27 protein-coding genes are annotated in these 26,005 nt (G+C 33.3%); 6 read left to right on the forward strand and 21 right to left on the reverse strand.

Annotated features, from left to right (window positions below; genetic code table 11):
• Positions 1 to 37 precede the first annotated feature (37 nt).
• Positions 38 to 2,848 carry a TonB-dependent receptor gene (locus IRZ83_RS07980; protein ID WP_029271696.1) on the reverse strand — a complete coding sequence of 937 codons (2,811 nt, stop codon included), beginning with the start codon at positions 2,846 to 2,848 and terminating at the stop codon, positions 38 to 40.
• Between the two features lie 232 nt (positions 2,849 to 3,080).
• Between IRZ83_RS07980 and IRZ83_RS07985 the strand changes: the two genes are divergently transcribed.
• Positions 3,081 to 4,181, forward strand: coding sequence for a DUF4407 domain-containing protein (locus IRZ83_RS07985; protein WP_194567980.1), 1,101 nt, complete (start codon positions 3,081 to 3,083; stop codon positions 4,179 to 4,181).
• Between the two features lie 98 nt (positions 4,182 to 4,279).
• Here the strand turns inward: IRZ83_RS07985 and IRZ83_RS07990 are convergent, their stop codons facing one another.
• The 7 genes from IRZ83_RS07990 to ruvC form a co-directional block, all read right to left on the reverse strand.
• Positions 4,280 to 4,993: a PH domain-containing protein gene (locus IRZ83_RS07990; protein ID WP_194567981.1), complete on the reverse strand. Its 714-nt coding sequence runs from the start codon at positions 4,991 to 4,993 to the stop codon at positions 4,280 to 4,282.
• 63 nt (positions 4,994 to 5,056) lie between these two features.
• Positions 5,057 to 5,428 carry an MmcQ/YjbR family DNA-binding protein gene (locus IRZ83_RS07995; RefSeq protein WP_029271701.1) on the reverse strand — a complete coding sequence of 124 codons (372 nt, stop codon included), beginning with the start codon at positions 5,426 to 5,428 and terminating at the stop codon, positions 5,057 to 5,059.
• Positions 5,425 to 5,787: a DUF4260 domain-containing protein gene (locus IRZ83_RS08000; RefSeq protein ID WP_029271702.1), complete on the reverse strand. Its 363-nt coding sequence runs from the start codon at positions 5,785 to 5,787 to the stop codon at positions 5,425 to 5,427. Before IRZ83_RS08000 ends, IRZ83_RS07995 begins: the two co-directional genes overlap by 4 nt.
• Entirely contained in the window at positions 5,784 to 6,185 is a 402-nt protein-coding gene (locus IRZ83_RS08005; RefSeq protein ID WP_029271703.1) for a GNAT family N-acetyltransferase, read from the reverse strand. The genes IRZ83_RS08000 and IRZ83_RS08005 overlap by 4 nt, the downstream gene beginning before the upstream one ends.
• 180 nt (positions 6,186 to 6,365) lie before the next feature.
• A complete protein-coding gene (locus IRZ83_RS08010) occupies positions 6,366 to 7,115 on the reverse strand; it encodes a cyclase family protein (RefSeq protein WP_194567982.1) in 750 nt (249 codons plus the stop codon).
• 81 nt (positions 7,116 to 7,196) lie between these two features.
• Positions 7,197 to 8,345, reverse strand: a complete 1,149-nt coding sequence (hemW, locus tag IRZ83_RS08015) for a radical SAM family heme chaperone HemW (RefSeq protein WP_194567983.1) — start codon at positions 8,343 to 8,345, stop codon at positions 7,197 to 7,199.
• Between the two features lie 64 nt (positions 8,346 to 8,409).
• Positions 8,410 to 8,964 carry a crossover junction endodeoxyribonuclease RuvC gene (gene ruvC / locus IRZ83_RS08020; RefSeq protein ID WP_029271706.1) on the reverse strand — a complete coding sequence of 185 codons (555 nt, stop codon included), beginning with the start codon at positions 8,962 to 8,964 and terminating at the stop codon, positions 8,410 to 8,412.
• A 143-nt stretch (positions 8,965 to 9,107) separates the two neighbouring features.
• On the opposite strand from ruvC, the gene IRZ83_RS08025 reads away from it, so the two are divergent.
• Together IRZ83_RS08025 and IRZ83_RS08030 are read left to right on the forward strand one after the other, a co-directional pair.
• Complete coding sequence (locus IRZ83_RS08025) at positions 9,108 to 10,052, forward strand: lysylphosphatidylglycerol synthase domain-containing protein (protein ID WP_194567984.1); 945 nt, start codon at positions 9,108 to 9,110, stop codon at positions 10,050 to 10,052.
• Positions 10,049 to 11,149, forward strand: a complete 1,101-nt coding sequence (locus IRZ83_RS08030; protein WP_194567986.1) for a glycosyltransferase family 2 protein — start codon at positions 10,049 to 10,051, stop codon at positions 11,147 to 11,149. The genes IRZ83_RS08025 and IRZ83_RS08030 overlap by 4 nt, the downstream gene beginning before the upstream one ends.
• Positions 11,150 to 11,237: 88 nt before the next feature.
• Here IRZ83_RS08030 and IRZ83_RS08035 read toward each other — a convergent pair whose 3' ends face one another.
• Together IRZ83_RS08035 and IRZ83_RS08040 are read right to left on the reverse strand one after the other, a co-directional pair.
• On the reverse strand, positions 11,238 to 11,723 hold the full coding sequence (locus IRZ83_RS08035; protein WP_029271712.1) for a hypothetical protein: 486 nt from the start codon (positions 11,721 to 11,723) through the stop codon (positions 11,238 to 11,240).
• Between the two features lie 46 nt (positions 11,724 to 11,769).
• A complete protein-coding gene (locus IRZ83_RS08040; RefSeq protein ID WP_194567987.1) occupies positions 11,770 to 12,000 on the reverse strand; it encodes a hypothetical protein in 231 nt (76 codons plus the stop codon).
• Between the two features lie 199 nt (positions 12,001 to 12,199).
• Between IRZ83_RS08040 and IRZ83_RS08045 the strand changes: the two genes are divergently transcribed.
• On the forward strand, positions 12,200 to 12,700 hold the full coding sequence (locus IRZ83_RS08045) for a DUF456 domain-containing protein (protein ID WP_194567989.1): 501 nt from the start codon (positions 12,200 to 12,202) through the stop codon (positions 12,698 to 12,700).
• Positions 12,701 to 12,980: 280 nt separating this feature from the next.
• Positions 12,981 to 13,583, forward strand: a complete 603-nt coding sequence (locus IRZ83_RS08050; protein WP_029271715.1) for a DUF937 domain-containing protein — start codon at positions 12,981 to 12,983, stop codon at positions 13,581 to 13,583.
• Between the two features lie 65 nt (positions 13,584 to 13,648).
• Here the strand turns inward: IRZ83_RS08050 and IRZ83_RS08055 are convergent, their stop codons facing one another.
• The 6 genes from IRZ83_RS08055 to IRZ83_RS08080 all read right to left on the reverse strand — a co-directional run bounded on the left by IRZ83_RS08055 (position 13,649) and on the right by IRZ83_RS08080 (position 18,989).
• On the reverse strand, positions 13,649 to 14,557 hold the full coding sequence (locus tag IRZ83_RS08055) for a pseudouridine synthase (RefSeq protein ID WP_029271716.1): 909 nt from the start codon (positions 14,555 to 14,557) through the stop codon (positions 13,649 to 13,651).
• 313 nt (positions 14,558 to 14,870) lie between these two features.
• Positions 14,871 to 15,827 carry a geranylgeranylglycerol-phosphate geranylgeranyltransferase gene (locus tag IRZ83_RS08060; RefSeq protein WP_029271718.1) on the reverse strand — a complete coding sequence of 319 codons (957 nt, stop codon included), beginning with the start codon at positions 15,825 to 15,827 and terminating at the stop codon, positions 14,871 to 14,873.
• A gap of 63 nt (positions 15,828 to 15,890) precedes the next feature.
• The gene (locus IRZ83_RS08065) at positions 15,891 to 16,481 is read right to left on the reverse strand and encodes a DUF502 domain-containing protein (protein ID WP_194567991.1); all 591 of its coding nucleotides are present in this window, start codon (positions 16,479 to 16,481) and stop codon (positions 15,891 to 15,893) included.
• Between the two features lie 71 nt (positions 16,482 to 16,552).
• Positions 16,553 to 17,491 (reverse strand): mevalonate kinase, encoded by a 939-nt coding sequence (locus IRZ83_RS08070; protein WP_029271721.1) that lies wholly within the window; start codon positions 17,489 to 17,491, stop codon positions 16,553 to 16,555.
• Positions 17,492 to 17,521: 30 nt separating this feature from the next.
• Positions 17,522 to 17,872, reverse strand: coding sequence for a four helix bundle protein (locus IRZ83_RS08075; RefSeq protein WP_194567993.1), 351 nt, complete (start codon positions 17,870 to 17,872; stop codon positions 17,522 to 17,524).
• Between the two features lie 28 nt (positions 17,873 to 17,900).
• Positions 17,901 to 18,989, reverse strand: a complete 1,089-nt coding sequence (locus IRZ83_RS08080) for a diphosphomevalonate/mevalonate 3,5-bisphosphate decarboxylase family protein (RefSeq protein ID WP_194567995.1) — start codon at positions 18,987 to 18,989, stop codon at positions 17,901 to 17,903.
• Between the two features lie 163 nt (positions 18,990 to 19,152).
• On the opposite strand from IRZ83_RS08080, the gene IRZ83_RS08085 reads away from it, so the two are divergent.
• Positions 19,153 to 19,629: a TspO/MBR family protein gene (locus IRZ83_RS08085; protein WP_194567997.1), complete on the forward strand. Its 477-nt coding sequence runs from the start codon at positions 19,153 to 19,155 to the stop codon at positions 19,627 to 19,629.
• 66 nt (positions 19,630 to 19,695) lie between these two features.
• On the opposite strand, the gene IRZ83_RS08090 is transcribed toward IRZ83_RS08085, so the two are convergent.
• The 5 genes from IRZ83_RS08090 to IRZ83_RS08110 all read right to left on the reverse strand — a co-directional run bounded on the left by IRZ83_RS08090 (position 19,696) and on the right by IRZ83_RS08110 (position 25,969).
• Complete coding sequence (locus tag IRZ83_RS08090) at positions 19,696 to 20,343, reverse strand: HAD family hydrolase (protein ID WP_194567999.1); 648 nt, start codon at positions 20,341 to 20,343, stop codon at positions 19,696 to 19,698.
• 4 nt (positions 20,344 to 20,347) lie between these two features.
• The gene (locus tag IRZ83_RS08095) at positions 20,348 to 21,556 is read right to left on the reverse strand and encodes an NAD(P)/FAD-dependent oxidoreductase (protein WP_194568001.1); all 1,209 of its coding nucleotides are present in this window, start codon (positions 21,554 to 21,556) and stop codon (positions 20,348 to 20,350) included.
• Entirely contained in the window at positions 21,553 to 22,230 is a 678-nt protein-coding gene (locus IRZ83_RS08100; RefSeq protein WP_194568002.1) for a glycerophosphodiester phosphodiesterase, read from the reverse strand. The genes IRZ83_RS08095 and IRZ83_RS08100 overlap by 4 nt, the downstream gene beginning before the upstream one ends.
• Positions 22,231 to 22,340: 110 nt before the next feature.
• Positions 22,341 to 23,927 (reverse strand): alpha-amylase family glycosyl hydrolase, encoded by a 1,587-nt coding sequence (locus IRZ83_RS08105; protein ID WP_194568003.1) that lies wholly within the window; start codon positions 23,925 to 23,927, stop codon positions 22,341 to 22,343.
• Positions 23,928 to 24,091: 164 nt separating this feature from the next.
• Positions 24,092 to 25,969, reverse strand: a complete 1,878-nt coding sequence (locus tag IRZ83_RS08110) for a glycoside hydrolase family 13 protein (RefSeq protein WP_194568004.1) — start codon at positions 25,967 to 25,969, stop codon at positions 24,092 to 24,094.
• Positions 25,970 to 26,005: the final 36 nt, after the last annotated feature.

Below are 26,005 nucleotides of genomic sequence, written 5' to 3' on the forward strand. Positions count from 1 at the left end.
AAGTTCTGCCCAATTTAAGAATTTTATAAATTGATTATTACAAGTCAAACTTCAAGCCGAAATTGTATCTCGCTTGATAGTATTCTGCTTGCTTGGTATGCGCCTCAATTCCTTGATAATAACGCAAAGGCTGGTTAGTTAAGTTGTTAGCTTCGGCAAATACGCGAAGGTGTTTTGTGATTTTGAATGAAGCATTCGCATCTAAGAAAAATTGTTTGTCGTAATAACTGTCTTTATAAGATTCTGAACCTAATTCATCTAAATAATCTGAAGTGAAGTTGGTCGAAATTCTAGCAGAAAAACGTTTGTTTTCCCAAGATAATGATCCGTTAAACATATGTGGTGTTGTTCCCGGAAGACTGATGTCATTTCTTTCGTTTCCGTCTTCGTCGGCAATTCCTTTAGCCTTAGATTTTGTGTAAGTGTAGTTTAAATATACACCAAATCCCTTTAAAAATTTGCCCGGCAAGAAATCTAACTGACGCTGAAGCGCCACTTCAAAACCATAAACATCAACTTGGTCTCCGTTTCTTGATTGTACAAACGACCAGTTTTCGCCAGCTGGGATTGGATTTGTCTGATTTGGAAAATCTGCAGCAAATTTTGCATCAGTATATTGATTATCACTGTAATTATAAATGAAGTCATTTAATCTTTTGTAGAAAACACCTCCAGAAATTAATCCAACTGATTTGAAATAATTCTCTGCCATGAAATCATAGTTATATGAATATGTTGCATCTAAACCTGGATTTCCAGCTGTAATTTCTTTGTCGGCAGCAATGTTATTTACATAAGGAGCCAGTGCATAATAATTTGGTCTTGCTAAAGCAGTTGTTGCAGCCGCTCTTAAAACTAAATCTTTGGTAGCATTATATTGAAAAGAAATGCTTGGCAATAAATTCGTGTATGAATTGGTATTGTTGATTTGACTCTCTAATTCTTCTTCATCTAAAACTCTATTTCCAGTGTAATCGATGTGCGTATTTTCTACTCTGAAACCTAAAACCATTGAAAGTTTGTCGTTAAAATCCTGATCCCATCTTACGTAAGCCGCATAAATACTTTCTTTAGCATTATAATTTACTGCTAAATATTCAGATGGATTTGCTTCTTTATCAAATAAAGCAGCGTTGTTTAAATCTAAACTTCCTAAGAAATTTGCCGAAGCAAAAGCTCCTGGTACATATTTGCTTCCTGGATTAAAGTTTTTTCCATCATAATAACTAGTCGGAACTTCAGATAATAATTCCATTCCGTCGTTTATTGGCTCGTAAGAGTAGAACATGTTATTTCTTTCTTTTTCTTTCAATCGAAGTCTAAGACCAGTTCTTAATCTTCCTTTTTCAGATGGAATGACAGAGAAAGGAAAACGGATGTTGATTTTTGCACCAAATTCGCTTTCGCTGGTTTCATCTGTGTTTTCTGTAACAGAATCAAATTTGAATTCATCCGTTGATTCTCCAACCGTTGTCATCAAAGGAAATCTAGGATCAGACAAATCTTCCATCATTTCTAAACCTTTCTGACGGTATTCGATATAACGTTCTCCCGGACGATATTCTCTTGCTTTTGCATAATTTGCTGACCAGTCTAAATCTAATTTGGAGTTGATTAAATGTTCTCCACGAATCGAATAATTTTGAACGCGCTGATCTTCTAATCTTCTGTTTTTGTTTCTGCTGTTATCGACTCCGCCTTTTGTCTGGCGTTTTACACGACCTTCAAAACCAATGATTTCTTCTCCATTATAAAGAGGCTCGATATCATCATAAGTTGTTCTGAAACGGTTTTCCCTGTCATCTCTCCAATTGTAAATGGCATTAGCGAAAATCGTGTTATTCTCGTCAAATTTATAATCTAAAGCTACAGATCCGCTTCTTCGAATACGCTGTACATCATATTTTCTAATCTCTGAAGCTTGTAGATATTCGTTTCCGAAATCATCTTTTACCCATTCATTTTCGATATTATCAGATCCGTAATCTACATTATTGTATGATCCGCTGAAAACAGCACCCAATTTATTGTCAAAAAAACGATTACCGTAAACTAAACCTGCTGTGTAAGAGGCGTGTTCGCGAATTGGCAAATAACCTCCGGCCAGCGTTGCAGAAATTCTTTCGCCGTTTGGAGTTGCTCTTGTAACTAAATTTACAGAACCTCCTATAGCATCAGCATCCATGTCAGAAGTTAAGGTTTTGTTTACTTCGATTGTCGAAATCATATCAGACGGAATCAAATCCATTTGTACGTTTCTATTGTCTCCTTCTGCAGATGGAATTCGGTCACCATTTAAGGTTACCGAGTTCAATGACGGAGCTAAACCTCTAATAATAATGTTACGCGCTTCACCTTGATCATTTTGCATTGTGATACCCGGAACACGTTTTAAAGCGTCTCCAACATTGGCATCAGGAAAACGCCCTACTTGATCAGATGAAATGATGTTTCCTATATTTTTGCTGTTTTTTTGTTGATTCAGCGCTTTGGCCTGACCTTTTAAAATGTCTCCAACAACAACCTCATTTAATTCTGTTCCTGAAGTTTTTAGAGTGAAATCAAGGACGTTATTTTTGCCTTGTTCAACTGTTATTTCGTGAGTAATTGGTTCGTATCCTATATATTTTACTTGTACTTGGTAAGTTCCAGCATTTATGTTAAGCAATTCAAAACGACCATTGTAATCTGAAACTGTGTATTTGTTTTCACCTACAATCTGAATCATCGCTCCAGGCAACGGAAGTTTGTCGTCAATATCTAATACTTTTCCAGAAATTATGGCTTTTTGAGCATAACCTGAAAAGGCTAAAAGCATGAATGTTACTACTAAATAAATTTTTTTCATTGTTTTTTAGTTTGATTTGTTGCGAAACTAGAACCTTAATGTTATTAAAGCCGTTAAAAAAAATTAACATACTGTTATGATTCCCCGCTTAAAATCGAATTACATTAATCTTAAACTAACATTCGAGTTTCAAATAATTGAGGTTCAGTTAAAAACAAATCAACTATTTATGTCAGAATTAAATTTTTGGCGCTAAATTTGCCTTATCAATCACAATCAAAAATCATCAATCATGTTAAAACAATTTTTTATCCTTTGTTCTGGAGCAGACAGAGATCTTCTCGAAGGATGTTCAGAAGGCGAACAAACCAAATATGTTGGTATTGGAGCCACCGTTTTTTTTACTGCAGTTATGGCTTTCTTGGCCAGTGCGTATGCACTTTTTACTGTATTTGACTCTATTTATCCAGCTTTAATTTTTGGTTTTGTATGGAGTTTGCTGATCTTTAATTTAGACCGATTTATTGTGTCGACAATTAAAAAGAGAGACCGTTTTATGGATGAATTTCTGCAGGCGACGCCACGAATTATGCTGGCAATTATTATTGCAATCGTAATTTCTAAGCCTTTGGAGATAAAAATTTTCGAAAAAGAAATCAACACCGTTTTATTGAAAGAAAAAAATGAAATGGAATTGGCCAATAAAAAGCAAATCGGAACTTATTTCAAAACAGATTTAGATAAGAATAAAGCGGAAATCGCAGCTTTAAAAGCGGATATTGTCACAAAAGAAAAAGAAGTAAACGCTCTATATTCGACTTATATTACAGAAGCCGAAGGAACTACAGGAACTAAAAAACTCGGAAAAGGTCCGGTTTATAAAGAAAAACGCGAAAAGCACGATGCATCTTTAAAAGAATTCGAAACGCTAAAAACAGCAAACGAAGCTAAAATTGCCGAGAAAGAAAAAGCAGGCAAACAACTCCAAGCTGACTTAGATAAAAAAGTTTCGCAGACACAACCCATTATTGAAGGTTTTGACGGATTAATGGCGCGAATTAATGCGTTGAATAAACTCCCTTGGCTGCCGTCGTTTTTTATAATGCTGTTGTTTTTAGCTATTGAAACGTCTCCAATTATTGCAAAATTATTAGCTCCAAAAGGAGAATTCGATTTTAAACAAGAAGAAGCTGAAACGGCTATGAAAGCTACTTTGGCACAAAACAAATACCAACGTGATTTATTAGTAAAAACAAATGCTGAAATGCATGACAAGGTGTATGCAGATATTGCAGAAGATAAAAACCTCTATGATTTACAGCGTAAAAATGCAAAAGAGTTATTAGAACTTCAGTCGCATAAATTTGTGGAAAAGCAGAAAGCGACCTTGTAAAAGGTAATTGGTAAAATGTAAAAAGTCTTAAGCTCTAAATGAACTTAAGACTTTTTTTATTTCAGTAAGAAGCCATTTCACTTCTCACAAATTACATTTTACATGTAGCTCAAAATCTCTTTTTTATATGCATCGTATTCTCCCTGCATGATCAAACCGTTGTCAAGCAGTTTTTTGTAATTCTGTAATTTATCAAAAAGTTCTTCTTTAGATAATTCACTTAATTTACGTTCTCCTGTAGAAGATTGTGTCTGCTGAATTGGCTCATAAGTTTCATAAGAAGGAGTTGTTGCTGGCAGAATTTCAGCATAATTTGTTACCTCTTCAGTTTCTACTTCTTCGATCTCATCTTCAAAATTCTCCACTTCTGGAGTTGGCTGAGCAGTTTCTATAGCTGGTGCCGAAATTGTAACTGGATTTTTAAGTAAATCCAATTGTTCTTTGGCATATGTATAAATTTTTCTAGCTTGAATTTTTGGAATATAATCGATAGAAATTGATAAATCAGTATTTGTATTAAATGAGAATTCTGAACCTAGAATATTTTCTTTTACAAAAGCACCGGCGATATCATCCCAAGTATAATCTGTAAAATCCATAGAAAGACCTAAATTTTTAGGCTTGCAGATGATTATTCTTTTATTTGTTAAAACAATACTATCAGGAAAAACAGTAATTGCAGGTTTTTTTTGAACTGCTATATATCCAACTTCTTCGCCTTTCATCAACAAATCGTTGAGTTTTGAAGTGATTTTTTCAATCGCTTTTGGATCTTGTTCTTCGTTCAGAAATTTTTTAAATTGTTCTTTCATATTTTAATAAGTTGCTAAGTAACTGAGTTGCTAAGTTTTTTTCTTACCGTGCAAATGTAATGCCTAATTTTCTAATTCGATAATTTCATTCTGAATTTTCTTCGTCAAACTTTTGAAAACCAATTCATACGAATGATCAATGAGTTCTTTGACGAATTTGTCTGGAAGATTTCCGTTCAAAGCAATCGTATTCCAATGTACTTTGCTCATATGAAAACCAGGTTTTATTTCTTCATATTCCGCTCGCAATTCCTGAGCACGATCTGGATCACACTTTAAATTGGCAGAAGCTTCATTCTTTTCCCATTGAGATAATGAGGATAAAGCAAACATTTTACCACCAACTTTAAAAACTAAAGTATCTTCATCAAAAGGGAAATGTTCTGTTACGCCTTTTCTAGAAAGGCAATATTCATAGAAAGTTTCTAGATTCATACCATGTTATTTTTACCAATTTTACCTAAATGTGTGTCTTGAAATCCTGTTTCATACTTTAATCCGTAACCAAACATTCTATCCATTGATGAGTGTGAAAATAAAATAATTCCGGACAATTGCAAAATTTCAATTTTAAAATAACAGCCCAATATGTAAATTATAACGGCAATTCCTTTATGATGAAAAACATTGTAGAAAAATGCACCGCTTTTATTTCCAAAAATATAACCCAGCATCGATAAATCAGGTGCTAAAATTAAAGCCAAAAACCACCACCATTCATAATTCAAAAGGCTGAATAAATAGATTCCGAGTACAAATAAGCTTAATTCTTCTAGTTTAATTATTTCTTTCATAATAGTTTTTTTTCCATCATTTTTTCAGGATGTTCTAATTTTTTAAAACCAAATTTTTCATATAAAAAGTGCGCATCTGTTGTCGCTAATCTCCAAATTTTAATATTTTTAAGAACAGGTTCGTTCATCATATTTTCAACTAAAACAGACGAATATCCTTTACCGCGATGTTCTTCAGTAATAAAAACATCCATCACATATCCAAAAACTACAAAATCGGTAATTACGCGCGCAAAGCCAATTTGTTTGTCATCTAAATAGATTCCAAAACAAACAGAAGCATCAATTGCAGTCTGAACTTCTTCGATAGTTCTGGGCGCTGTCCAATAAATAGCTGCCAAAAAGTTGTGTATAAACGGAACGTCAAGTTTGGTTTTATCAGTTGAGACACTAATCATAGTTTTGTTTTTTTTAGCCACGAATTACACGAATTTACACGAATTTATTTTTTGCCAAGATTAAAGGATGAAAAATAATTCAATCTGTGTAAACCTTTGGCAAAAAAAAGCAAGATTTAGTCAGTGAAAATTAGTGTAATTGGTTCGCCAATTCCCTTTCGCTCGCGTTGTGGCAAACCTTTAAATCTTATATAAAATCGGTTTTGATGGACTTGCATCGTTTTCAAACGAAGCGATTTGAAGATTTAAAATATAATTTCCATCTTCAATTTCGTCTGGCACATAAATCATTTCGGTAATTGTCGCATTCAATCTGGCATCAGAATTTAGATTATGTGTGTCTTTTACATTCCAAAATGCTTTATGTGCCAATAATTTTCCTTCATCATATTCTTTGTCCACACTTGGCAAATCGATCAATAAATGCTGAATTTCGCTTTCGCGGATGAAAATCGCAGCATCTTCAGACAAGTAAGGCGGATTTGTATTTGAATATTTTCTTGATTTTTTTTCTTTTTGATTGGGAAGTGTTCTGATGATTAAAGCTTCCGTTTTTTCAGTAATTAAATTTGTAATTTGATCTTTCGTAATTACAAAATCATCCCCAATTTTCTCAGGCTCAATTGTAATCAATTTAGCAGAAAAGAAAAATTGCTTAAGTGATTGATTAATGCTATAAAAATCATTCGTAATATGTCCCAAACATTCCGTGTGCGTTCCATGCCCATGTGGGTTGAAGAAAATATTATTAAAATTCGTAGATGATTTTCCTTCCGAAACTTTCCCGATCCAATCGCCAAAAACTACAGGTTCAATAACTGGTTTTTCGATATACCAGGCAATTGGGTTTTCATCTGTATTGGTTAAAGAAATTGAGATATCAATGGGTTTTGATAAGTCGATTTCGAAGTTGTTGATTTTTGCTCGCAAAGTTTGTTTTTTTATGCCACGAAGGCTCAAAGGCACAAATTAATTTAAACTTTGTGGCTTAGTGTCTTTGCGGCTATTTTTTTACTCTTCCAAATTTAGATAAAATAGATCACTTGCAATTCCATCCGTTAAAAATTTTCCCTTTGGAGTTGGTTTAAGAATGTTATTTTCAATTGAAAGCAAATCGTCTTTTAAGAATTTTTGAGATTGTTTTTTTAGATAATTCAAATATTCCAAACCAAATTCATTTTCAACTCTTTCTAAAGAAACGCCCCAAATCGTTCTTAAACCAGTCATAATATATTCGTTATAGCGATCTGGGATAGTCAGAATTTCAGTTTCGATAGGAAGCTCATTGTTCTGAATCGATTTCAAATACAACGAATTATTCGCAATATTCCAGCCTCTTTTTTCGCCGTCATAACTATGTGCCGAAGGTCCGATTCCGATATATTTTTTTCCGAGCCAGTAAGCCGAATTGTTTTTGGAAAAATAATTCTCTTTTCCAAAATTCGATAATTCATAATGAATGAATCCGTTTTTTTGAAGTGTTTCAACTAAAATCATAAAGTGATTTGAAGCCGCTTCATCTTGAGGTTCAGCAATTTTTCCTGTATCAATAAGTTTTCTTAAAGCTGTTTTTGGTTCAACCGTCAATGCATAACTCGAAATATGCGGAATGCCAAAACTCAAAGCCGTTTCGATATTCTGTTTCCACATTTCGTCGCTCATTCCTGGGATTCCATAAATTAAATCGAGTGAAATATTATCAAAATATTTTGTTGCTTCTTGTAAACATTTTATGGCTTCCGTCGCATTATTAGCACGGTTCATCATCTTCAAATCTTCTTCATAAAAAGACTGAATTCCAATGCTTAAACGATTTATCGGACTTTTAGATAATTCAAAAATTCGCTCTGCAGACAAATCATCCGGATTTGCTTCGAGCGTAATTTCCGGATTTTCTACAACATTGTAGTTTTTATAAACTTCTGAAATTAAAAAATTGATTTCGTCATTGGTCAAAACAGAAGGAGTTCCGCCTCCGAAATAAATGGTTTCTACTCCCGAGAATTCTGGATCGTTCTCAAATTCATTTTTACGCATACTAATTTCTTTAGCCAAAGCCAAAACCATCTCGTCTTTCTTCTTCATCGAAGTCGAAAAATGAAAATCGCAATAATGGCAAGCCTGCTTGCAAAAAGGAATATGGATGTAGATACCGCTCATTTTTAGTTTTCAGTCTCAGTTTTCGGTCTCAGTCTCAGCTCTTAACTGTGACCGTGACTGTAAACTATTTTCTAATTTTGTCCTCATTTTGTTTCACAAAAGCATCCCAGCCTGTATAACTTTTTCCGGCCACAATTTTTCCAGAGTTGAAGAAATGGCAAACTGCCGCCGCCAATCCATCAGTTGAATCGAGATTTTTAGGCAGTTCTTTTAAACCTAAAAGCTGTTGCAGCATTTTCGCAACTTGTTCTTTGCTGGCATTTCCGTTTCCGGTAATGGCCATTTTTATCTTTTTTGGTTCATATTCTGTAATCGGAATATCTCTTGAAAGTCCGGCTGCCATAGCGACGCCTTGTGCGCGTCCCAATTTTAGCATAGACTGTACGTTTTTGCCAAAGAAAGGTGCTTCAATCGCAATTTCATCAGGATGATGCGTTTCGATTAATTCGATTGTTCGTTCAAAAATAATTTTTAGTTTTTGGTAATGATTGTCGTATTTGGAAAGTTGCAATTCATTCAATTGCAAAAATTCCATTTTTTTATTGATGACTTTAATCAATCCAAAACCCATAATTGTTGTTCCTGGGTCAATCCCTAATATGATGCGTTCTTTTGTCATTTTTTATTGTAGGTTACACAAAGTATCACCAAGTTAGCACAGAGATTCGCAAAGTTTTTTTCAATCTCTTCTTGTATCTTTGTGACTACTTTGCGAATCTCTGTGAAATAGCTTTTTCGCAATAGTTTCCTTTACTTTGCAGCATGATTTCAATTCCTCACAAAGCTAAACAATTCCTCGTTCTTCTAGTCAAACTTTTGATCGTTGGCGGCGCATTTTATTTTATTTACAATCAGCTGGCAAATAACGACAAATTGGACTGGAACAAGTTTTTAATATTGTTTCGCAAAAACCAGTCGGTTTTAGGAATTGCATTTATATTGCTTTTAAGTGTTTTAAATCGTTATTTCGAGATTTTAAAATGGCAAAATCTGGCAAAAGTTATTCAAGAAATCTCGCTGGGCGAAGCCACAAAACAGGTTTTAGCTGCCTTGACAGCGGGAATTTTTACTCCAAACGGAGTAGGAGAGTACGCCGGAAAAGCGTTGTATTATCCTAAATCAGAAGCTAAAAAAGTGGTTTTTCTCAACTTGATCTGCAACGGAATTCAGATGATTTTGACCATTATTTTTGGAATCTTCGGATTATTATATTTTAATGCAAATTATAATGTGATTACTGCCAAAACTGTCGCAATTTTATTTGGCGGTTTTGTTTTAATTTTAATCGTATTATTTTCTCTAAAAAAAATCAAAATCAAAGGATATTCGATTGAAAAACTCATTCATAAAATCAATGAAATTCCAAAATCAATTCATCAAAGAAACATCTTTTTAGGAATCTGCCGTTATCTGGTTTTCTCTCATCAATACTATTTTTTATTTTTAGCTTTTGATGTCGATTTGCCTTATTTAACTTTAATAGCAGCCATTACGTCGGTTTATTTTTTAGCTTCATCATTGCCGACATTTCAATTTTTAGACTTCGCAGTTAAGGGAAGTGTTGCTATTTATTTCTTCGGAATTCTAGGCGTAAACGAGTGGATTGTCGTTTTTATTAGCACTTTAATGTGGTTTTTAAATGTAGTTTTGCCTGTAGTTTTAGGAAGTTATTATGTGTTGAATTTTAAGGCAAAAACCACAGCATGATTTTGGTTTTATTTATATTGATAATTTATGTGATAAGCATCAGTTTGCTTATTGGTGGATTTTTTAATGTAAAAAAATATCGAAATCAAGGCTTAAAGCCAAAGACAAGCTTTACTGTAATTGTTCCTTTTCGTAATGAAGAAGAAAATTTGCCTCATCTCTTAAAAAGCTTTTCAAATTTAAATTATCCAACAGATTTATTCGAAGTTATTTTGGTAGATGATAATTCAAAAGAAAAATTTAAAATTTCAAGTTTCAAGTTTCAGGTTTCTGTAATCGATAATATCAGGGTATCAAATTCGCCTAAAAAAGATGCCATTTTAACCGCGATTCAAAAGGTAAAAACGGATTGGGTTATCACAACAGATGCAGATTGTATTGTTCAGGAAAACTGGCTTTTAACCTTCGACAATTACATTCAGGAAAATAATGTTTTGATGCTTGCCGGTGCAGTTTCTTATCAGTGCCAAAACTCTTTTTTGCATCATTTTCAGCAATTGGATTTAACGAGTTTGCAAGGTGCAACAATAGGAAGTTTTGGACTTAAAAAAGCTTTTATGTGCAACGGAGCCAATTTTGCCTACAAAAAATTTTTGTTTGAAAAACTAAACGGATTTGACGGAAACAACAAAATTGCGAGTGGAGATGATGTTTTTTTACTTCAAAAAGCCGTAGAACAATTTTCAGATAAAGTACATTATTTAAAAGCAAAAGATGCAATTGTAAGCACAAAACCAACAGAAAATTGGAAATCCTTATTTCATCAAAGAGTGCGCTGGGCAGCAAAAACAAGTTCGTATAAAAGTATTTTCGGAAAGTATTTGGGAGTAATAGTTTTTTTTGGAAATCTCAGTTTCGTGCTCGGTTTTCTTTTTTTACTTTTTGGAACACTTTCTTACCCTTTATTTGTCATGCTCGCTTTTTTAAAGTTTATAACCGATTTTGTTTTGCTTTATATCACAAATCGATTCTTAACGAAAAGCAGAATCAAAAGTCTTATTTTGAGCAGTTTGCTGTATCCTTTTTTCAGTTCAGCTGTGGCGTTATACAGTTTTTTTGGCTCCTACGAGTGGAAAGGAAGAAAGTTTAGAAGCTAGTTTTTTTAACCATATAAGTTCTATAGTTTTATTTAATAAAAACCTTAGCTTGAATTGCTTACATAACTTATATGCTGAGATTTATAAATTATTTTCTGTCTCTTTCTTTAAGAATTACAGGTAAAATAAACTGTGTTTTTACTGGAATACCACGTTTTATGGCAGGATTTATTTTAGGAAAATCGACTAAACGGGCGTGAAGAATGCTGTCAATTTTAATTGTATCATAAGCAACAGAATCTTTAGGAAACTGTGGCTCAAATTTCATCGTTGCGTTAGGAAATACAGTTACTTTTACTTCAATAGTATCTAATTCTGGATACATAATCGACAACGTATCAATGTCTAATTTTTCCTGAATAAGCTGTGCCATAACTTCAAAAAAGCATTGCTGACGCTGTTTTTTATCAGGGATTTTTTCGCAGTCTACAACTGATGGATATTCGTCAACTTCTTTCCAGTTGATGGATTTTAATTCCTTTTGGAGTAATTCTTTTTCAGACGGAACCTGCTTCTCAAAATATTGACAAGAATTAAAAAATAAAACGAATAAAAAAAGAGAAAACTGCTTCAAGATTTTGAAATTGAATTGAATAATAGATTATGGTATAAAAATACGATTATTTTTTTTGAGAAGCTTTGTATTGCAGATAATCTTCATAGGTTTCTGAAAGCCATTGCTCTTTGTTTTGTGCTGCAACTTGCCTTTGATCAGGATATAAGTGAGCCAATCGATCTGAAAATGTTGCTATTTGAACTGTATAATTGTAAAATTCTGTTTTTGTTAAAATTACTTTTGAATCATTTTTGCGATTAAAATATTCAAAGAAAAGAGCATCAAATTCTTTCATAGAAAAATTTAATACTTTTTTCTTATTACTTTTATAAATGCTGTCCTGCAATAGTTGATCGTGGACAGATGTTTTTTTTGCCTGTGAATATGTATTATTACAAATCAAGAAGATTAAAAAACAAAATAAAAAAAAGTTCAAAAGCTTATACATAGCCTATTTTTACCAAGGGTTTGTAGGGGCAAAATTACAAAAATATATGGATTTACTATTGGTTGTACTAGGTTTTATTTGCATGATTGTTGGGGTTTTTGGCAGTTTTTTGCCCGTATTGCCTGGCTTAACGAGTTGCTGGATAGGTTTGCTGTTATTACATTTAACAAAAGCAGTAGATAATAACTATTGGCTTTTAGGAATTACCCTTTTAATTACAATTGTTATCACCATTCTCGATTACGTAATTCCCTCAAAAGGCACCAAAAAATTTGGAGGAAGTTCGTATGGAGTTTGGGGAACGAATATTGGTTTAATAGTGGGAATTTTGGCTCCTATACCTTTTGGAGTTATCATTGGTCCATTTGTTGGAGCATTTGTCGGCGAAATGATTTATGACTCGACAAACCATAAAAGAGCATTAAAAGCGGCCACTGGATCGGTACTCGGATTTCTTGCATCAAGTTTTATTAATTTCTTATTTTGTATTATTTTTCTAGGTATTTTTTTAAGTGTGACATGGGAATATCGAAATATTTTGTTTTAATTATGTAACATTCAGTTAAGCTTTTTCTTATTTTTCTTTCATTTTAATAAAATAATTCATTTTTGTAAAAAATATTTTCACTTTGTTTTGATTACGAAAGGGTTATGTTTGCTGGGAGTTGAAGTTTTTTATGTTAAACAAGTGTTAATCGGTGTCTGTAATTTTTAACTTATTTTTTGGAAATGTTAAAATATTTTATATTTTTATCCTGATAAACGATGAAATAGCCCCTTTTGTCGATTATTTCGAATAGTTTTAAATAATTTTAAATTAAATTACTATGACTCCAAACCTACAAATTGAACTTAGACGTTTTATCTCTTCTAATGTTGTTTCAAAGTTAAATAAGTTTTATTTTGAAAATGATGCACTTTTAATCAAAGGAATTGATGTATCAATCGGAACCATTCTAATGGGATTGTATAATAAAGCCGGAGAATCAGGTTTCTACAAAGAAATTATTTCACTAATAGAAGACAATTCCACATTTTACCAAGAAGTCGATTTTGTCTCTGGCAGAATTTTAGCGGTCGACGACTGTTACAGATTAGAAGGAAATGCACTGCTTAAAGAAATCTTTACCACTAAAAAAGGCAGAATTTCAGAAATGATTTCAAATGAAGTCGGAATCAAAAGTGAAACTGCAAGAGAAATACTTAACTTCTCAGCGCTGTTAGTAGTTTCTTATCTTAAAAATAATATCCAATTATTAGACAGTTTAAAATTATTGTTAGAAGAACAAAAACGAGATATTTTAAACAGCATTCAGCCGGGAATCAAAATTATCTTAGGATTTACGTGCCACGAAGTAGTTGAAGATAAAAACCAAACAATGGGAAGATCAATATTTACTCTTTTCGGACATAACTTTTTCAGCTTCTAAATAAAAAAAATCCCATCTTACAAAGTAAAATAGGATTTTATATAAAGTACTATTTGAACCGTTTCTTAAACGTTTTTCAAATTGATGATTTCTTGCTCAGTCAAAAAGCGCCAGTTTCCTCTTGGCAAATTCTTTTTGGTTAAACCAGCAAATGACACGCGGTCAATACGTAAAACATCATATTCAAAGTTTTCGAAAATAGCACGAACTACTTTTACATTAGATGAACGTAATTTAAGACCTATCTCACTTTTAGGTTCATTATCAATATAACTCACCTCTTCAACAAATACACGGTGCCCGTCAAGAACCAAACCTTTGCTGATTTTTTCTAAATCTTCAAATTTTAAGTTTTTATCTAATGAAACCTGATAGATTTTAGATGATTTCTGACTCGGTAAAGTAAATTTACGAATCATATCTGTATCGTTAGTAAACAACAATAAACCAGTTGTGTTTTTGTCCATTCTTCCGATAGGAGCAATTTTTGCAGTAGTAGAACCACGCACAAGTTCTAAAACATTACGATATTCCTGACCTTCGTCAAGAGCAGTTGTAAAGTTTTTTGGTTTGTTAAGCAAGATGTATTCTTTCTTTTCAGGAGTTAAGGTAACGCCGTCAAAATTTACAACATCGTTTAATTTTACTAAATAACCCATTTCAGTTACCGGAACGCCATTTACTTTTACGTTTCCAGACTGAATGTATATATCGGCATCACGACGCGAACAAGCACCTGAATTAGAGATGTATTTGTTCAAACGAATCTCGTCTGCAGCTTTCTGTCTTTTAGGAGCCTGGTTTTGTTTTTTAATTTTTTCTGCCTTTTCTTCAGCAGCAGCCTTAACAGCAGGGTTCACTTTTTTTGGCCCTTGAGCGCGCTTCGCCATAGGAGGTTTTGGCTTGTTAGAGTTTGGTCTAGAGCCACTTGGTCTAGATCCGCCTCTTTTATTATTGCCTTCCTTATTGTTCATAAATTCTGTAATTTGTGCAAAGATAGTTTATTCTTGCTAAATAATCCTAAGTTCATTGTTCTTAGATTAATAGCTATGATTTTTTAGAGATATAGGAGCATCACAATTGGCCTTTTTTTAGGCATGGTTTCCCGCTTTTTGCTTCAATCTTTTATGGCGAACCCCGCCACAAAAGGATTTTCACAACAATCGGGGCTAGATTCAAACAATTGGCCTTTTTTTCAGGCATTCTAGGAACTTTCTGGTAAAAACATTAAAAAAAACTCGGTGAAGCTTTGTGATTTTTTTTGTGTATCTCTGCGGTATACTAATTTTAAACCTTTAAAAGTAAATTTTTTCCGTGCCATAAAACACTCGGATTTATCAGGATAATGCAGAAAACGCCAGATACAATCAAAAACTTCAAAACATTATGAAGGATTAAAAACTGCTCTTTAGAGTTAGATTTCCATAAAAAAATCAAGAAAAACAGCAATACAGCGAAACATAGATAAAAATATAGATCCATATAACCAACATCGTAAACATTGATTAAAACATACACCGGAAGTATTGTCAAAATTGTTAAAGCAGTAATAATCTGTTTCGAAACGGTTTCGTTATAAAGTATTGGAATCGTTCTGTAATTGTTGGCCAAGTCGCCTTTTAAATTTTCTAAATCCTTTATCATTTCGCGAATCAGCAATAATAAAAACAAGAAAACAGCATGGGCTGAAATTACCATAAAATGACTCATATGATCTTCAATTTCTTCAAACGAGATCTTGTTGTAGAAATACAATAAAATCGCAAAAAAAGGAATAACCGCTAACAATGCCGAAGTTAAGTTGCCAATAATAGCGTATTTTTTTATTTTATGAGAGTAAAACCAAATCAGGAATATATAAGCTGAAAAGAATAAAAAAGCGCGCCAAGAAACAATCAGCGCCATTAAAACCGCCAAGAAATTCAAACTAAAATAAACCGACAATTTTGTTTTCTGACTGACTAAGCGATCCAGCATCGATTTATTGGGTCTGTTGATCAAATCTTTCTGACTGTCGTAAAAATTATTGATAATATATCCGGAAGCAATTGTAATCGCAGATGCAAAAACAATCAAAAACAAATTAAAATCGAGCAAAATATCAAGTGCTCTCTTATCTGGAGCTAATATAAAAATTGCCGAGAGATATTGTGCCAAAACAATAATCGGAATGTTATAGCCTCTCACAACGGAGAACAAACTAACAATTTTCATTACTAAAAGCTTCTGCTGTCTGCTTAACATTTCTCTGTAGTTAGTTTGGAATTTTTATTTTTTGAATATTTTTAAAAAATGTTTTTTGTAAAATTAAAGTTTGTCTTTTAATAATGATGCAGAGCCATAACCTAATTTTCGAATGCAAGCTAAGGCTTCTTTTTGAGAAATTTCGATTTCTTTGATGTCTTTTTTTTCTACAAAACAAACTGACCCGCTCCACGGATTTGGAGCATCTGGAACAAAGACTGCAAAATTATTTTCATTTATCTGTTCGATCAAAAAAGCGAATTGCAATCCAGCATCTGTAGGAACCAAGATAACTTTTAAATCTTGTTTAGATTCAAAACCCATTATATTTTCATTCATGTTTTTCATAAATGAATATCCAGGAATGAAGCTTAAAATTCCGTTTTCTAATTTTTGAACCAGCTTTTGGGCTTTTGTTGTTCTGCCTAATAATCCAGCTATAAAGCATAAAACGATTATAATTAAAATGCCTATAAGTTCTTGGAGTGCTAGTCCTAAAAATTGTACTCTTGGCAGATGACTTACTAACGGCAGTGTTATTTTTTGAATGATATGATATCCTTTTTCGAAAAGAACAACTAATAAAATTAGCGGGGCCAAAAATAAAATTCCTCCTAAAAAAGTTGCTTTGATGATTTTTAAAATACTTTTCATTTCAATAACTTTTTTAGGATTAAGATTTAGGAAAATGTATTCAAATAACGGATGCTTTTAGGGAATTTTGCTTAAAACTGATAAACCACTTCTAGTTTATAATCTTTCAAAGATGCTTTTGCGCGTTCTAAATCTTCGGTAAAACCAAGAATATAACCGCCGCCGCCAGAACCACAAAGTTTTAAATAATAATCGTTTGTGTCAATTCCGTTTTGCCAGATTCCATGAAATTGTTCTGGAATCATTGGTTTAAAGTTATTTAAAACGACTTTTGAAAGCTTTTTAGTATTGGTAAACAAAGATTTCATATCGCCATGCAAAAAGTTTTCTACGCAGGCGTCTGTATATTTTACAAATTGGTTTTTAAGCATCGCACGAAAACCTTTGTCTTTTAGGTTTTCCATAAAAATGTTTACCATTGGAGCAGTTTCGCCGACAATTCCAGAATCTAATAAAAATACAGCACCTTTTCCGTCAAAACTTTGAGTCGGAATTCCGGTTGCTTCAATATTATCTTTAGAATTAATTAAAATCGGAATACTCAAATAGCTGTTTAAAGGATCTAAACCAGAACTTTTTCCGTGGAAAAAACTCTCCATTTGAGAAAATATATTTTTTAATTGTAAAAGTTTTTCGCGTGTTAAATTTTCTAAAACGGTAATTTTATGTGTAGCATATTTGTCGTAAATAGCTGCAACAAGAGCACCGCTGCTTCCAACACCATATCCTTGCGGGATACTAGAATCAAAATACATTCCGGTTTCGACATCATTTTTTAAAGTCAGCAAATCAAAAGAAACCAAATTTGGCTGTTCATTTTGTAAAGCTTCCAGATATGTTGTATAACGTTTTAAACTTGCGTTTGATGCAATTGCTTCTGCCGAAGGATTTTCGGATTTCTTCAAAGCACCATTGTAAAAATTATAAGGAATAGAAAGTCCTTTAGAGTCGCGGATGATTCCGTATTCTCCAAAGAGTAATATTTTTGAGTAAAATAATGGTCCTTTCATAATTGAAAATTAATAATTAACAATTGATAATTATATGTTTTTAGAAGTTTTTATGATACTCGTAAGTAATCGTAATAATTCTATGATTTTAGGTTTAATATTTTGAAACTCTATATCAGAAAGATATTTTGTTTCGTGCAGCAAATCTAACCAATATTCTGTTTCATTCGCTTCTTTTAATGAAATAGATAATTTATGAATAAAATCTGCTTTACTTTGAGCATGTTCAGATTCTCTTACATTTGCACCAATTGATGTTCCTGAGCGCAAAACTTGTCTAGATAAAACAAATTCTTTTTTCTCGCTTAAAACCTTATAAAGGTTTACAATGTCAATTGCAAAAGCAAAAGATTTATCTTTAATAATGTTTTTCTTTTCCATAAAGTTACAAATTATTAATTGACAATTGTTAATTATCAATTAATAAAGATCCTTCTCCAATTTGATCGCAAATGTACTGACGATTCTGACAAAATACAACTAATTCGTCCTGAATAAATTGCAGTACTTTTTCGCTAACGTTTTCGGGATATAATACATGCACATTTGCTCCAGCATCCAGCGTAAAACAAACCGGAATTTGAGTTTCGGTTCTAAATTTCCAAATTGCATTTATGATTTGCAATGTATTTGGTTTCATCAAAATAAAATACGGCATCGATGTCATCATCATGGCATGCAAAGTCAAAGCTTCGCTTTCGACAACTTTAATGAATTCGTCTAAATTTCCGCTTTCAAAAATCTTAATTAACTGATCTAAGTTTTCGTGCGCCTGAGCAAAACGTCTTTCAGCATACGGATGATTGTGCATTAAATCATGGCCAACTGTGCTTGAAACCTGTTTTTCGCCTTTGTCAACCAATAAAATAGTGTCTTGATAATTCTTGAAATTTTTATGAATTGCGTACGGAAATTCAATTCCAAATAAATCTGAACTTCCTTCAATATTTGCTTGATTTCCCCAAACTACTACATTTCCTTTTATGCTTCGGCATGCACTTCCAGAACCTAAACGCGCTAAAAATGATCCTTTTTGGTAGAAATATTCATCGGTCATTTCAGGATTTAAACCTTTCTCTAAACTCATAAAATTCATTGCCAAAGCGGCCATTCCAGATGCCGAAGATGCAATTCCTGAACTGTGTGGAAACGTATTTTGGGTATCAATTGTAAAATGATACTCTTTCAAAAACGGCAAATAAACTTCAACTCTTTCTAAAAATTTTTGAATTTTTGGTTTGAAATCTTCTTTTGGCTGTCCCTCAAAAAGTAAATCAAAAGAAAAAGAATTTGAATTCTCTTTCTTCTCAAATCCTAATTTCGTAACAGTTTTACAATTATTAAGAGTAAAACTCACCGATGGATTTGCGGGAATCTGATTGTCTTTTTTGCCCCAATATTTTACTAATGCAATATTGCTGGGAGCGCTCCACTCAAAATTTCCGTTTTCGATGGTTGAAGTATATGTTTTAGGAATAAAATCAGCTGCTGTAAACATGAATTATAAAATTTTGGCAAAGATAGCTTTTTCACCATAAAAGATATTTTTTTCACCGTATAAGTTATATAAGAAAATGTTGAAGTTAACTGCAATGAACTTACATGACTTATGTGGTTTAAACTTTCTTTTTGACTATTTTTGAATAAAAAAAAACACAAAAATGAATAAAGTAACACGAATTGCAATAGCGGTAATCATTTGTCTGGCAGTTGGATATTCATCATCAACCTTTACAAAAGCGGGAGTAGAAACGTGGTATCCAACAATTCTGAAACCAAGTTTTAATCCGCCAAATTGGGTTTTCATGCCAGTTTGGACCTTGCTTTTTATTTTAATGGGAGTGGCAGCAGGAGTAGTTTGGGATAAAATAAACCAACAGGAAGAGCAAGTAAAAAAAGCTTTAGGTTTCTTTTTGATTCAATTGATACTTAATGCAGTTTGGTCGTATTTGTTCTTCGGACTAAAAAATCCGATGCTGGCTTTGATCGAAATTGCACTTCTTTGGCTTATGATTTATGAAACGTATTTAAAGTTTGACAAAATCAATAAAATTGCGGGTTATTTGTTGATTCCATACATGGCTTGGGTAAGTTTTGCAGGGATTTTAAACGCTAGTATTTGGTGGCTGAATCGATAAGGTTTTAGTTTTCAGCCACAGTAAACTGGCAGTGTAAAAATGAGACTGAAAACTATTTGAAATACTTTAAACTATTTCAATTAAATCTGAAGGATTATGAATAACAAATTTCGCGCCGCTTGCCATTAATTCTTCTTCTGTTCGATAGCCCCAAGAAACTCCAACGGGAAACATATTCGCGTTTATTGCCGTCTGCATATCAATATCTGAATCGCCTACGAAAAGAATTTCTTCTGGTTTTAAATTCCAATTTTTGCTAATTTCCAACGCCTCAAACGGATTTGGTTTTTTTAATGCTTCGGTACTTAAACCAACTGCAGCATCAAAATAATCAGGAAATATTTGGGCTGCGATTTTTTTGGTAAGCTCATCGGCTTTGTTAGAGAAAACCGCTAATTTGATATTTTGAGAAGCCAGATTATCTAATAATTCGACAATGCCTTCGTACGGTTTTGTTTTAATCGTACAAACTTCACGATACGTTTCGATCATACAATCAAAACAATTTTCAATTTGTTCTTCAGAATTGTTGGATGCCGGTAAAGCCTTGCTAACTAAGTTTCGCAAACCGCTTCCTATAAAATATTGATAGGTATCGTAAGTATGAGTTGGATAATTTAGACCTGTAAGTACAGTATTCATTGCATCTGAAATATCTTCTAATGAGTTTACTAATGTTCCGTCTAAATCAAAAATAATTCCTTTAAATTTCATTCTATTATATATTATTGGCCAAAATAAACCCGCTTGTCCAGGCATTTTGAAAGTTGAAACCTCCCGTAATCGCATCGATATTTACAATTTCACCAGCAAAATAAAGGTTTTGATGCAATTTGCTTTCCATTGTCTTAAAATTGATTTCTTTTAAATCTATTCCTCCGGCGGTTACAAATTCTTCTTTAAAAGTACTTTTTCCGTTTACCTGAAATTTGGCTTTTGTGAGTTGATAAGCTAAATTCTGCAATTGATTTTTAGATAAATCGGCCCATTTTGTTTCTCCTTCAATTTCTGAAGCAAGAACTAAACTTTCCCACAGACGATTAGGAAAATCAAAAGGAGATTTTTTAGAAACGGCTTTTTTCGCGTGTTCTTGTTTTAGATCTTTTAGGATTTTTTCGGCATCTTCTGTATCAACATCGTTTAACCAGTTTACAAAAATGGTAAACTGATAATTTTTATCGAATAAAGTTCGTGCGCCCCAAGCCGAAAGTTTTAAAATCGCTGGTCCGCTCATTCCCCAATGCGTGATTAACAAAGGTCCTGTCGATTCTAGTTTAGTATCTTTTACATTTACAGTAACTTGTGCTGCAACGCCGGGTAATTCTTTAATTCGGGAATCTTTGATATTGAAAGTAAATAGGGAAGGAACAGGGCTAACAATGGCATGACCTTGTGTTTGAAGCATTTCCCAGATTTTAGGATTGCTTCCCGTTGCTAAAACTAATTTTTCTGTGGCGTAATTTTCGTCCTGAGTATCAATTTTCCAATGATTTTCTGCTTTAAAAATCGATTGTACACTTTGTCCTGTCAAAATTTTTATGCCTAATTTGCCAGTTGCTTCCAGAAAACAATCAATAATAGTTTGGGATGAATTAGAGATTGGAAACATTCGTCCATCATCTTCGATTTTTAATTCTACGCCATGTTTTTCGAACCATTCAATTGTATCTCCTGAACAAAACTGATGAAAAGGCCCGCGAAGTTCTTTTTCGCCACGGGGGTAAAATTTAACCAATTCGTTGGGCTCAAAGCAAGCGTGTGTTACGTTGCATCGTCCGCCTCCGGAAACGCGAACTTTAGAAAGCACTTCTTTTCCTCTTTCTAAAATGGCAATTTTCATTTTCGGGTTTTTCTCTGCAATATTAATTGCTGTAAAAAAACCTGCAGCGCCTCCGCCAACAATGATTATGTCGAAATTTTTGATCATATTTTATCTGGAAAATCAGTGATGATTCCGTTTACTTTTAAATTTTTTATTTTTTGAATGTCTTCCTCAATATTAACTGTCCAAGGTAAAACCAGAAATCCCTTTTCTTGCATTTGAAGAACATTTTCTGAATTCAATAAATGATAATAAGGATGAATTGCTTTTGCTTTTATCGTTTCGGCGAAAGCCAAAGCCAAATTAAGATCTGTTTCTGTTAAAACCCCAATCGGAATATTTGAATTTAAATTGTGAACTTCCTGCAAGGCATTCCAATCAAAACTAGAAACGATAAAATGCTCGTAATTCCAGTTTTTCTCCGAAATGTATTCTTCTATTAAAGCTACAGCTTTGCCTAAAGTTTCGTAACTTTTCAATTCTATATTGATAAAACATTTTTTGTCAACCAAATCGAAAACTTCTCTTAGAGTCGGAATTTCATGTTTGCCGTCAATCAAAAATGATTTTAATTCGGTCAAAGATAGTGTATTTACAAAACCTTTTCCGTTGGTCATTTTGTCTATGGTTTCGTCGTGAATTACGATAATATGTCCGTCAGCGCTTAAATGAACGTCGAGTTCAATTCCGTCAGCATTTAAGTCTAATGCTTTCTGAAAAGATTGTAAAGTATTCTCGGGTTCGTATCCTTTGGCACCGCGATGTGCTATTTTTAGCATGTCTAGAAAGTTTAAACGCAAAGGTCGCAAAGTTTTACGCAAAGGTCACAAGTTTTTTTAAATCTTTGCGAGACCAGCGATTTTGCCTTGCGTTCTTTGCGGTTAAACTTTTAGATTTTTTCTAATAAAACAAGTCCAAATTCAGAATCTATTATTGCTTTTCCGTTTTGAACTTCGGTTTCTTTTCCAGAAAAAGCGTCTTTTAATTTTGTTCCGTCCTTAAAAACAGAATCAACAGGAAGTTCTTTATATCCGGTTCCTAAATCTAGTCCAATTATGACCTCATCTATATGATTTTCTTTGTTATAAACTCTTGAAAAAATATACGGTTTGTCTGAAATCATTTTGTGGATTCCTGCGCCAACTGCAGGATGATTTCTTCGAAATTGCCCTAATTTTTGCCAATGCAAAAGAATTCTTTGTGTCTCAGGATTTGACTCAATCTCTTCCCAATTCATGAAAGATCGTAAAGTGGCGTCGCCTTCTGTACCTTCAATGGCAAGCGAACGACCAGATTCGTCCCCATAATATACTTGAGAGATGCCCGGTGAGAGCAATAATTTAGTTCCGGCTTCAAAAGCGCGTTTGCGATCCGCATCAAACGGGCTATCATCATGCGATGATACATAATTAAGTACGCTGTAGCCTTTTAATTCATTTTGAAGCTTGTCTGAATATTTAGAGAATATAAATTCATAATCATTTTGAGCATCTAACTTAAACTCAAAATTGATCATGTTGTTAAAACCTTTTTCAAAATAATTTACTTTGCGATCGCCAAAATCATACTCTTGTCCGCTACTAATTTCGTAACCGTAAACCTCAGCAATAGTATAAAACGGATTTTGATCGAGCACTTGCAAAGGATGATGTTTTTTCCAGGTTTCAAAAGCGTAATCGCATTCTTTTCTAAAATCGATCCATACATTTTCTTCTGTATGTTTCACAGTATCGGCTCTATAAGCATCAATTCCAAATTCTAGAATATAATCTGTCAGCCATTTTATAATGTAGTATTTTGGCGTTCTTGGATAATTTGTTCTTTTAAAAAATTCATCAAGTGAAGTACTTTCTTTTTCATAACGATCTTCCTTTTTCCATTTTTCGATTAGAAAAGTAGGAAGCTCGACTTCTTTAGTACTTTCAGTTCTTACATCCGGAAGATTATCAACAAGAGTACACATTGTTGTGTTTTCAAATGATTTGTAATCGCAGACAATGCCAGTTCGAACCCAGTCTTCCGGCCAAATAGGATCTTCTGGAGTTACAGGTCCAGTATGATTTATAACGCCGTCTAAAATAATTCTGATGCCTTTTTCGTGAGCTTTTTTAACCAAAAGGGCTAAATCATTTTTGGTGCCAAAATTAGGATCTAAAGCCGTCCAGTCTCTTGCCCAATACCCGTGATATCCGTAAGTAAGACCAGTTCCTTCATCAACACCATCGTGAATTTGTTCGACAATTGGTGTAAACCAAATAGCATTTATTCCCAGTTCATCAAAATAGCCTTCGTCGATTTTTTTGATAATTCCGATGATATCACCGCCTTCAAAACCGCGTAATTTTCCTGAAGTTTTGGTTCTGTTGAAATTGATATCGTTTGAAGGATTTCCGTTGTAAAAACGATCGGTAAGTAAAAAGTAAACGTTTGCTCCCTCCCAAATGAAAGGTGGCTTTTGAGTATTGTCGTTATTCATTGAAATGATTATGAATCTTAAAGATAAAAAAAGAATAGCGTATAATAAAAAAATCCGCCACGAAATCACGAATTAAAAAACAATAATTCGTGATTTCGTGGCGGAAAAAGTTTGCGTAGACGCACAGCAGTGTGTCTCTACGTTATATACTGTGTGTTGAAATCTTATTCCAATTCTAAAACAATAGCTGATTTTGGTTCTAAAGTAATTTCAGAAGAAATATCAAATGTTTTTCCAGTTAAAACATCTTTTCCTGATTTAAAGTTTTTGATGTTTTCTTTAAAACGACTTGTTTTAACTGACTGCTCTTTTGAATTATTATTGAAAACGACCATTACGGTTTTAGTATCCGTATATCTGAAGTAAACATAAATGTTGTTTTCTGGAATATAATGCGTCATTTTTCCAAAGTGAACCGCTTCATTTGATTTTCTCCAAGTGAATAATTTTGAAGTAAAATCAAAATATTTTGCTTGCTCAGCTGTTCTTCCTGCTGCGGTTAATGCGTTGTTTTTGTCGCCAGCCCATCCGCCAGGAAAATCTTGACGAATGTCTGCATCACCGCCTTTGCCTTTGTCACCACCCATTCCAATTTCTGAACCGTAATACAATTGCGGAATTCCACGAACGGTCGCTATTAAAGTCATAACCAATTTGTATTTCGTGAAATCGTATTTATAAGTATTATTAATGCGATCTGTGTCGTGATTTTCGGCGAAAACTAAAATACTATTCGGATTTGGATATAAATAATCTAACGTAAAATTGTTGTAGAATTTAATCATTCCGTTATCCCAATTCGCATTATCGTCATTGAAAGCAGAACCAATTTGATCTTGCAAAGTAAAATCCATTACGCTTGGTAAATTCGAATTGTAGTTTTCGATTGCGCCAATTTTACTGTCTTTTTGCCAATACGCTAAATTTGCCTGATTGTGCATCCAGATTTCGCCAACAATATTAAACCTTGGATATTCTGTAGTAATTGCTTTCGCCCAATTTGACATCGCAGTGGCATCAGAATAGTTGTAAGTGTCCACTCTAAATCCGTCAAGATTGGCATATTCAATCCACCAAATGGCGTTTTGAGTTAAGTATTTTGCAACTAAGGGATTTCTTAAATTCAAATCCGGCATAGAAGGCACGAACCAACCGTCAACACAAATTTCCTGATCCAATTTAGAGGCATGAATATCTGTAATAACTTCACGTCTGTGGTGCGTTTGTGTGTAGTTTTCGAATTGATTTATCCAAGATTTTGTTGGCAAATCTTTAATCATCCAATGTGTAATTCCCCAGTGATTGGTAACGTAATCCATAACCAGTTTCATGTCTTTTTTATGCAGTTCTGAAGATAAACGAACATAATCTTCATTTGTTCCGTAACGTGCATCTATTTTGTAAACATCAGATTGTCCGTAACCGTGATATGAATGTTTTGCGTCATTGTCTTCGCATAAAGGCGTACTCCAAACTGTTGTTGCACCCAAAGATGAAATGTAATCTAAGTTTTTGATAATTCCTTCGATATCACCGCCGTGGCGTCCGCCTGGTTCTGTGCGGTTTCCTTTTTCGGTTAAAATGGCATCGCTGTCGTTTTTAGGATTTCCGTTGGCAAAACGATCCGGCATGATTAAGTAAATCATGTCTGATGCATCATAACTTTTTCTGTCTGCAGAATTTGCTCTTCTTTCTTTAAGCGAATATTTCTGTGTAAAAGCTACTTTATTTTTGTTTTTGAAAGAGAAAACCAATTCAGATGCTTTTACGTCTTTCGTATCTATTGTTACGAAAAGGTAATTGGGGTTTTCTGTTTTCTCTACATTTTTAATCACTACATTATTTGAAACCGAAGCTTCATATTGTGCGATATTTTTTCCGTAGAACATTATTTGCAGTTCTGGGTTTTTCATTCCGGCGTACCAAAATGGCGGTTCTACCTTTTGGATTTGCGCTTTCGCGGAAGCGGAAAACAACAAAACTATAAGGAGTATTTTATAAAAAGAAAGGTTTGTTTGAAAAAATGTTTTTGGATTGTTCATAATAATGAAGAATTTAAACCATATAAAAAATGTAAG

Origin of the sequence: Flavobacterium sp. JLP (genome assembly GCF_015350755.1) — a bacterium.
Taxonomy (GTDB): Bacteria; Bacteroidota; Bacteroidia; order Flavobacteriales; family Flavobacteriaceae; genus Flavobacterium.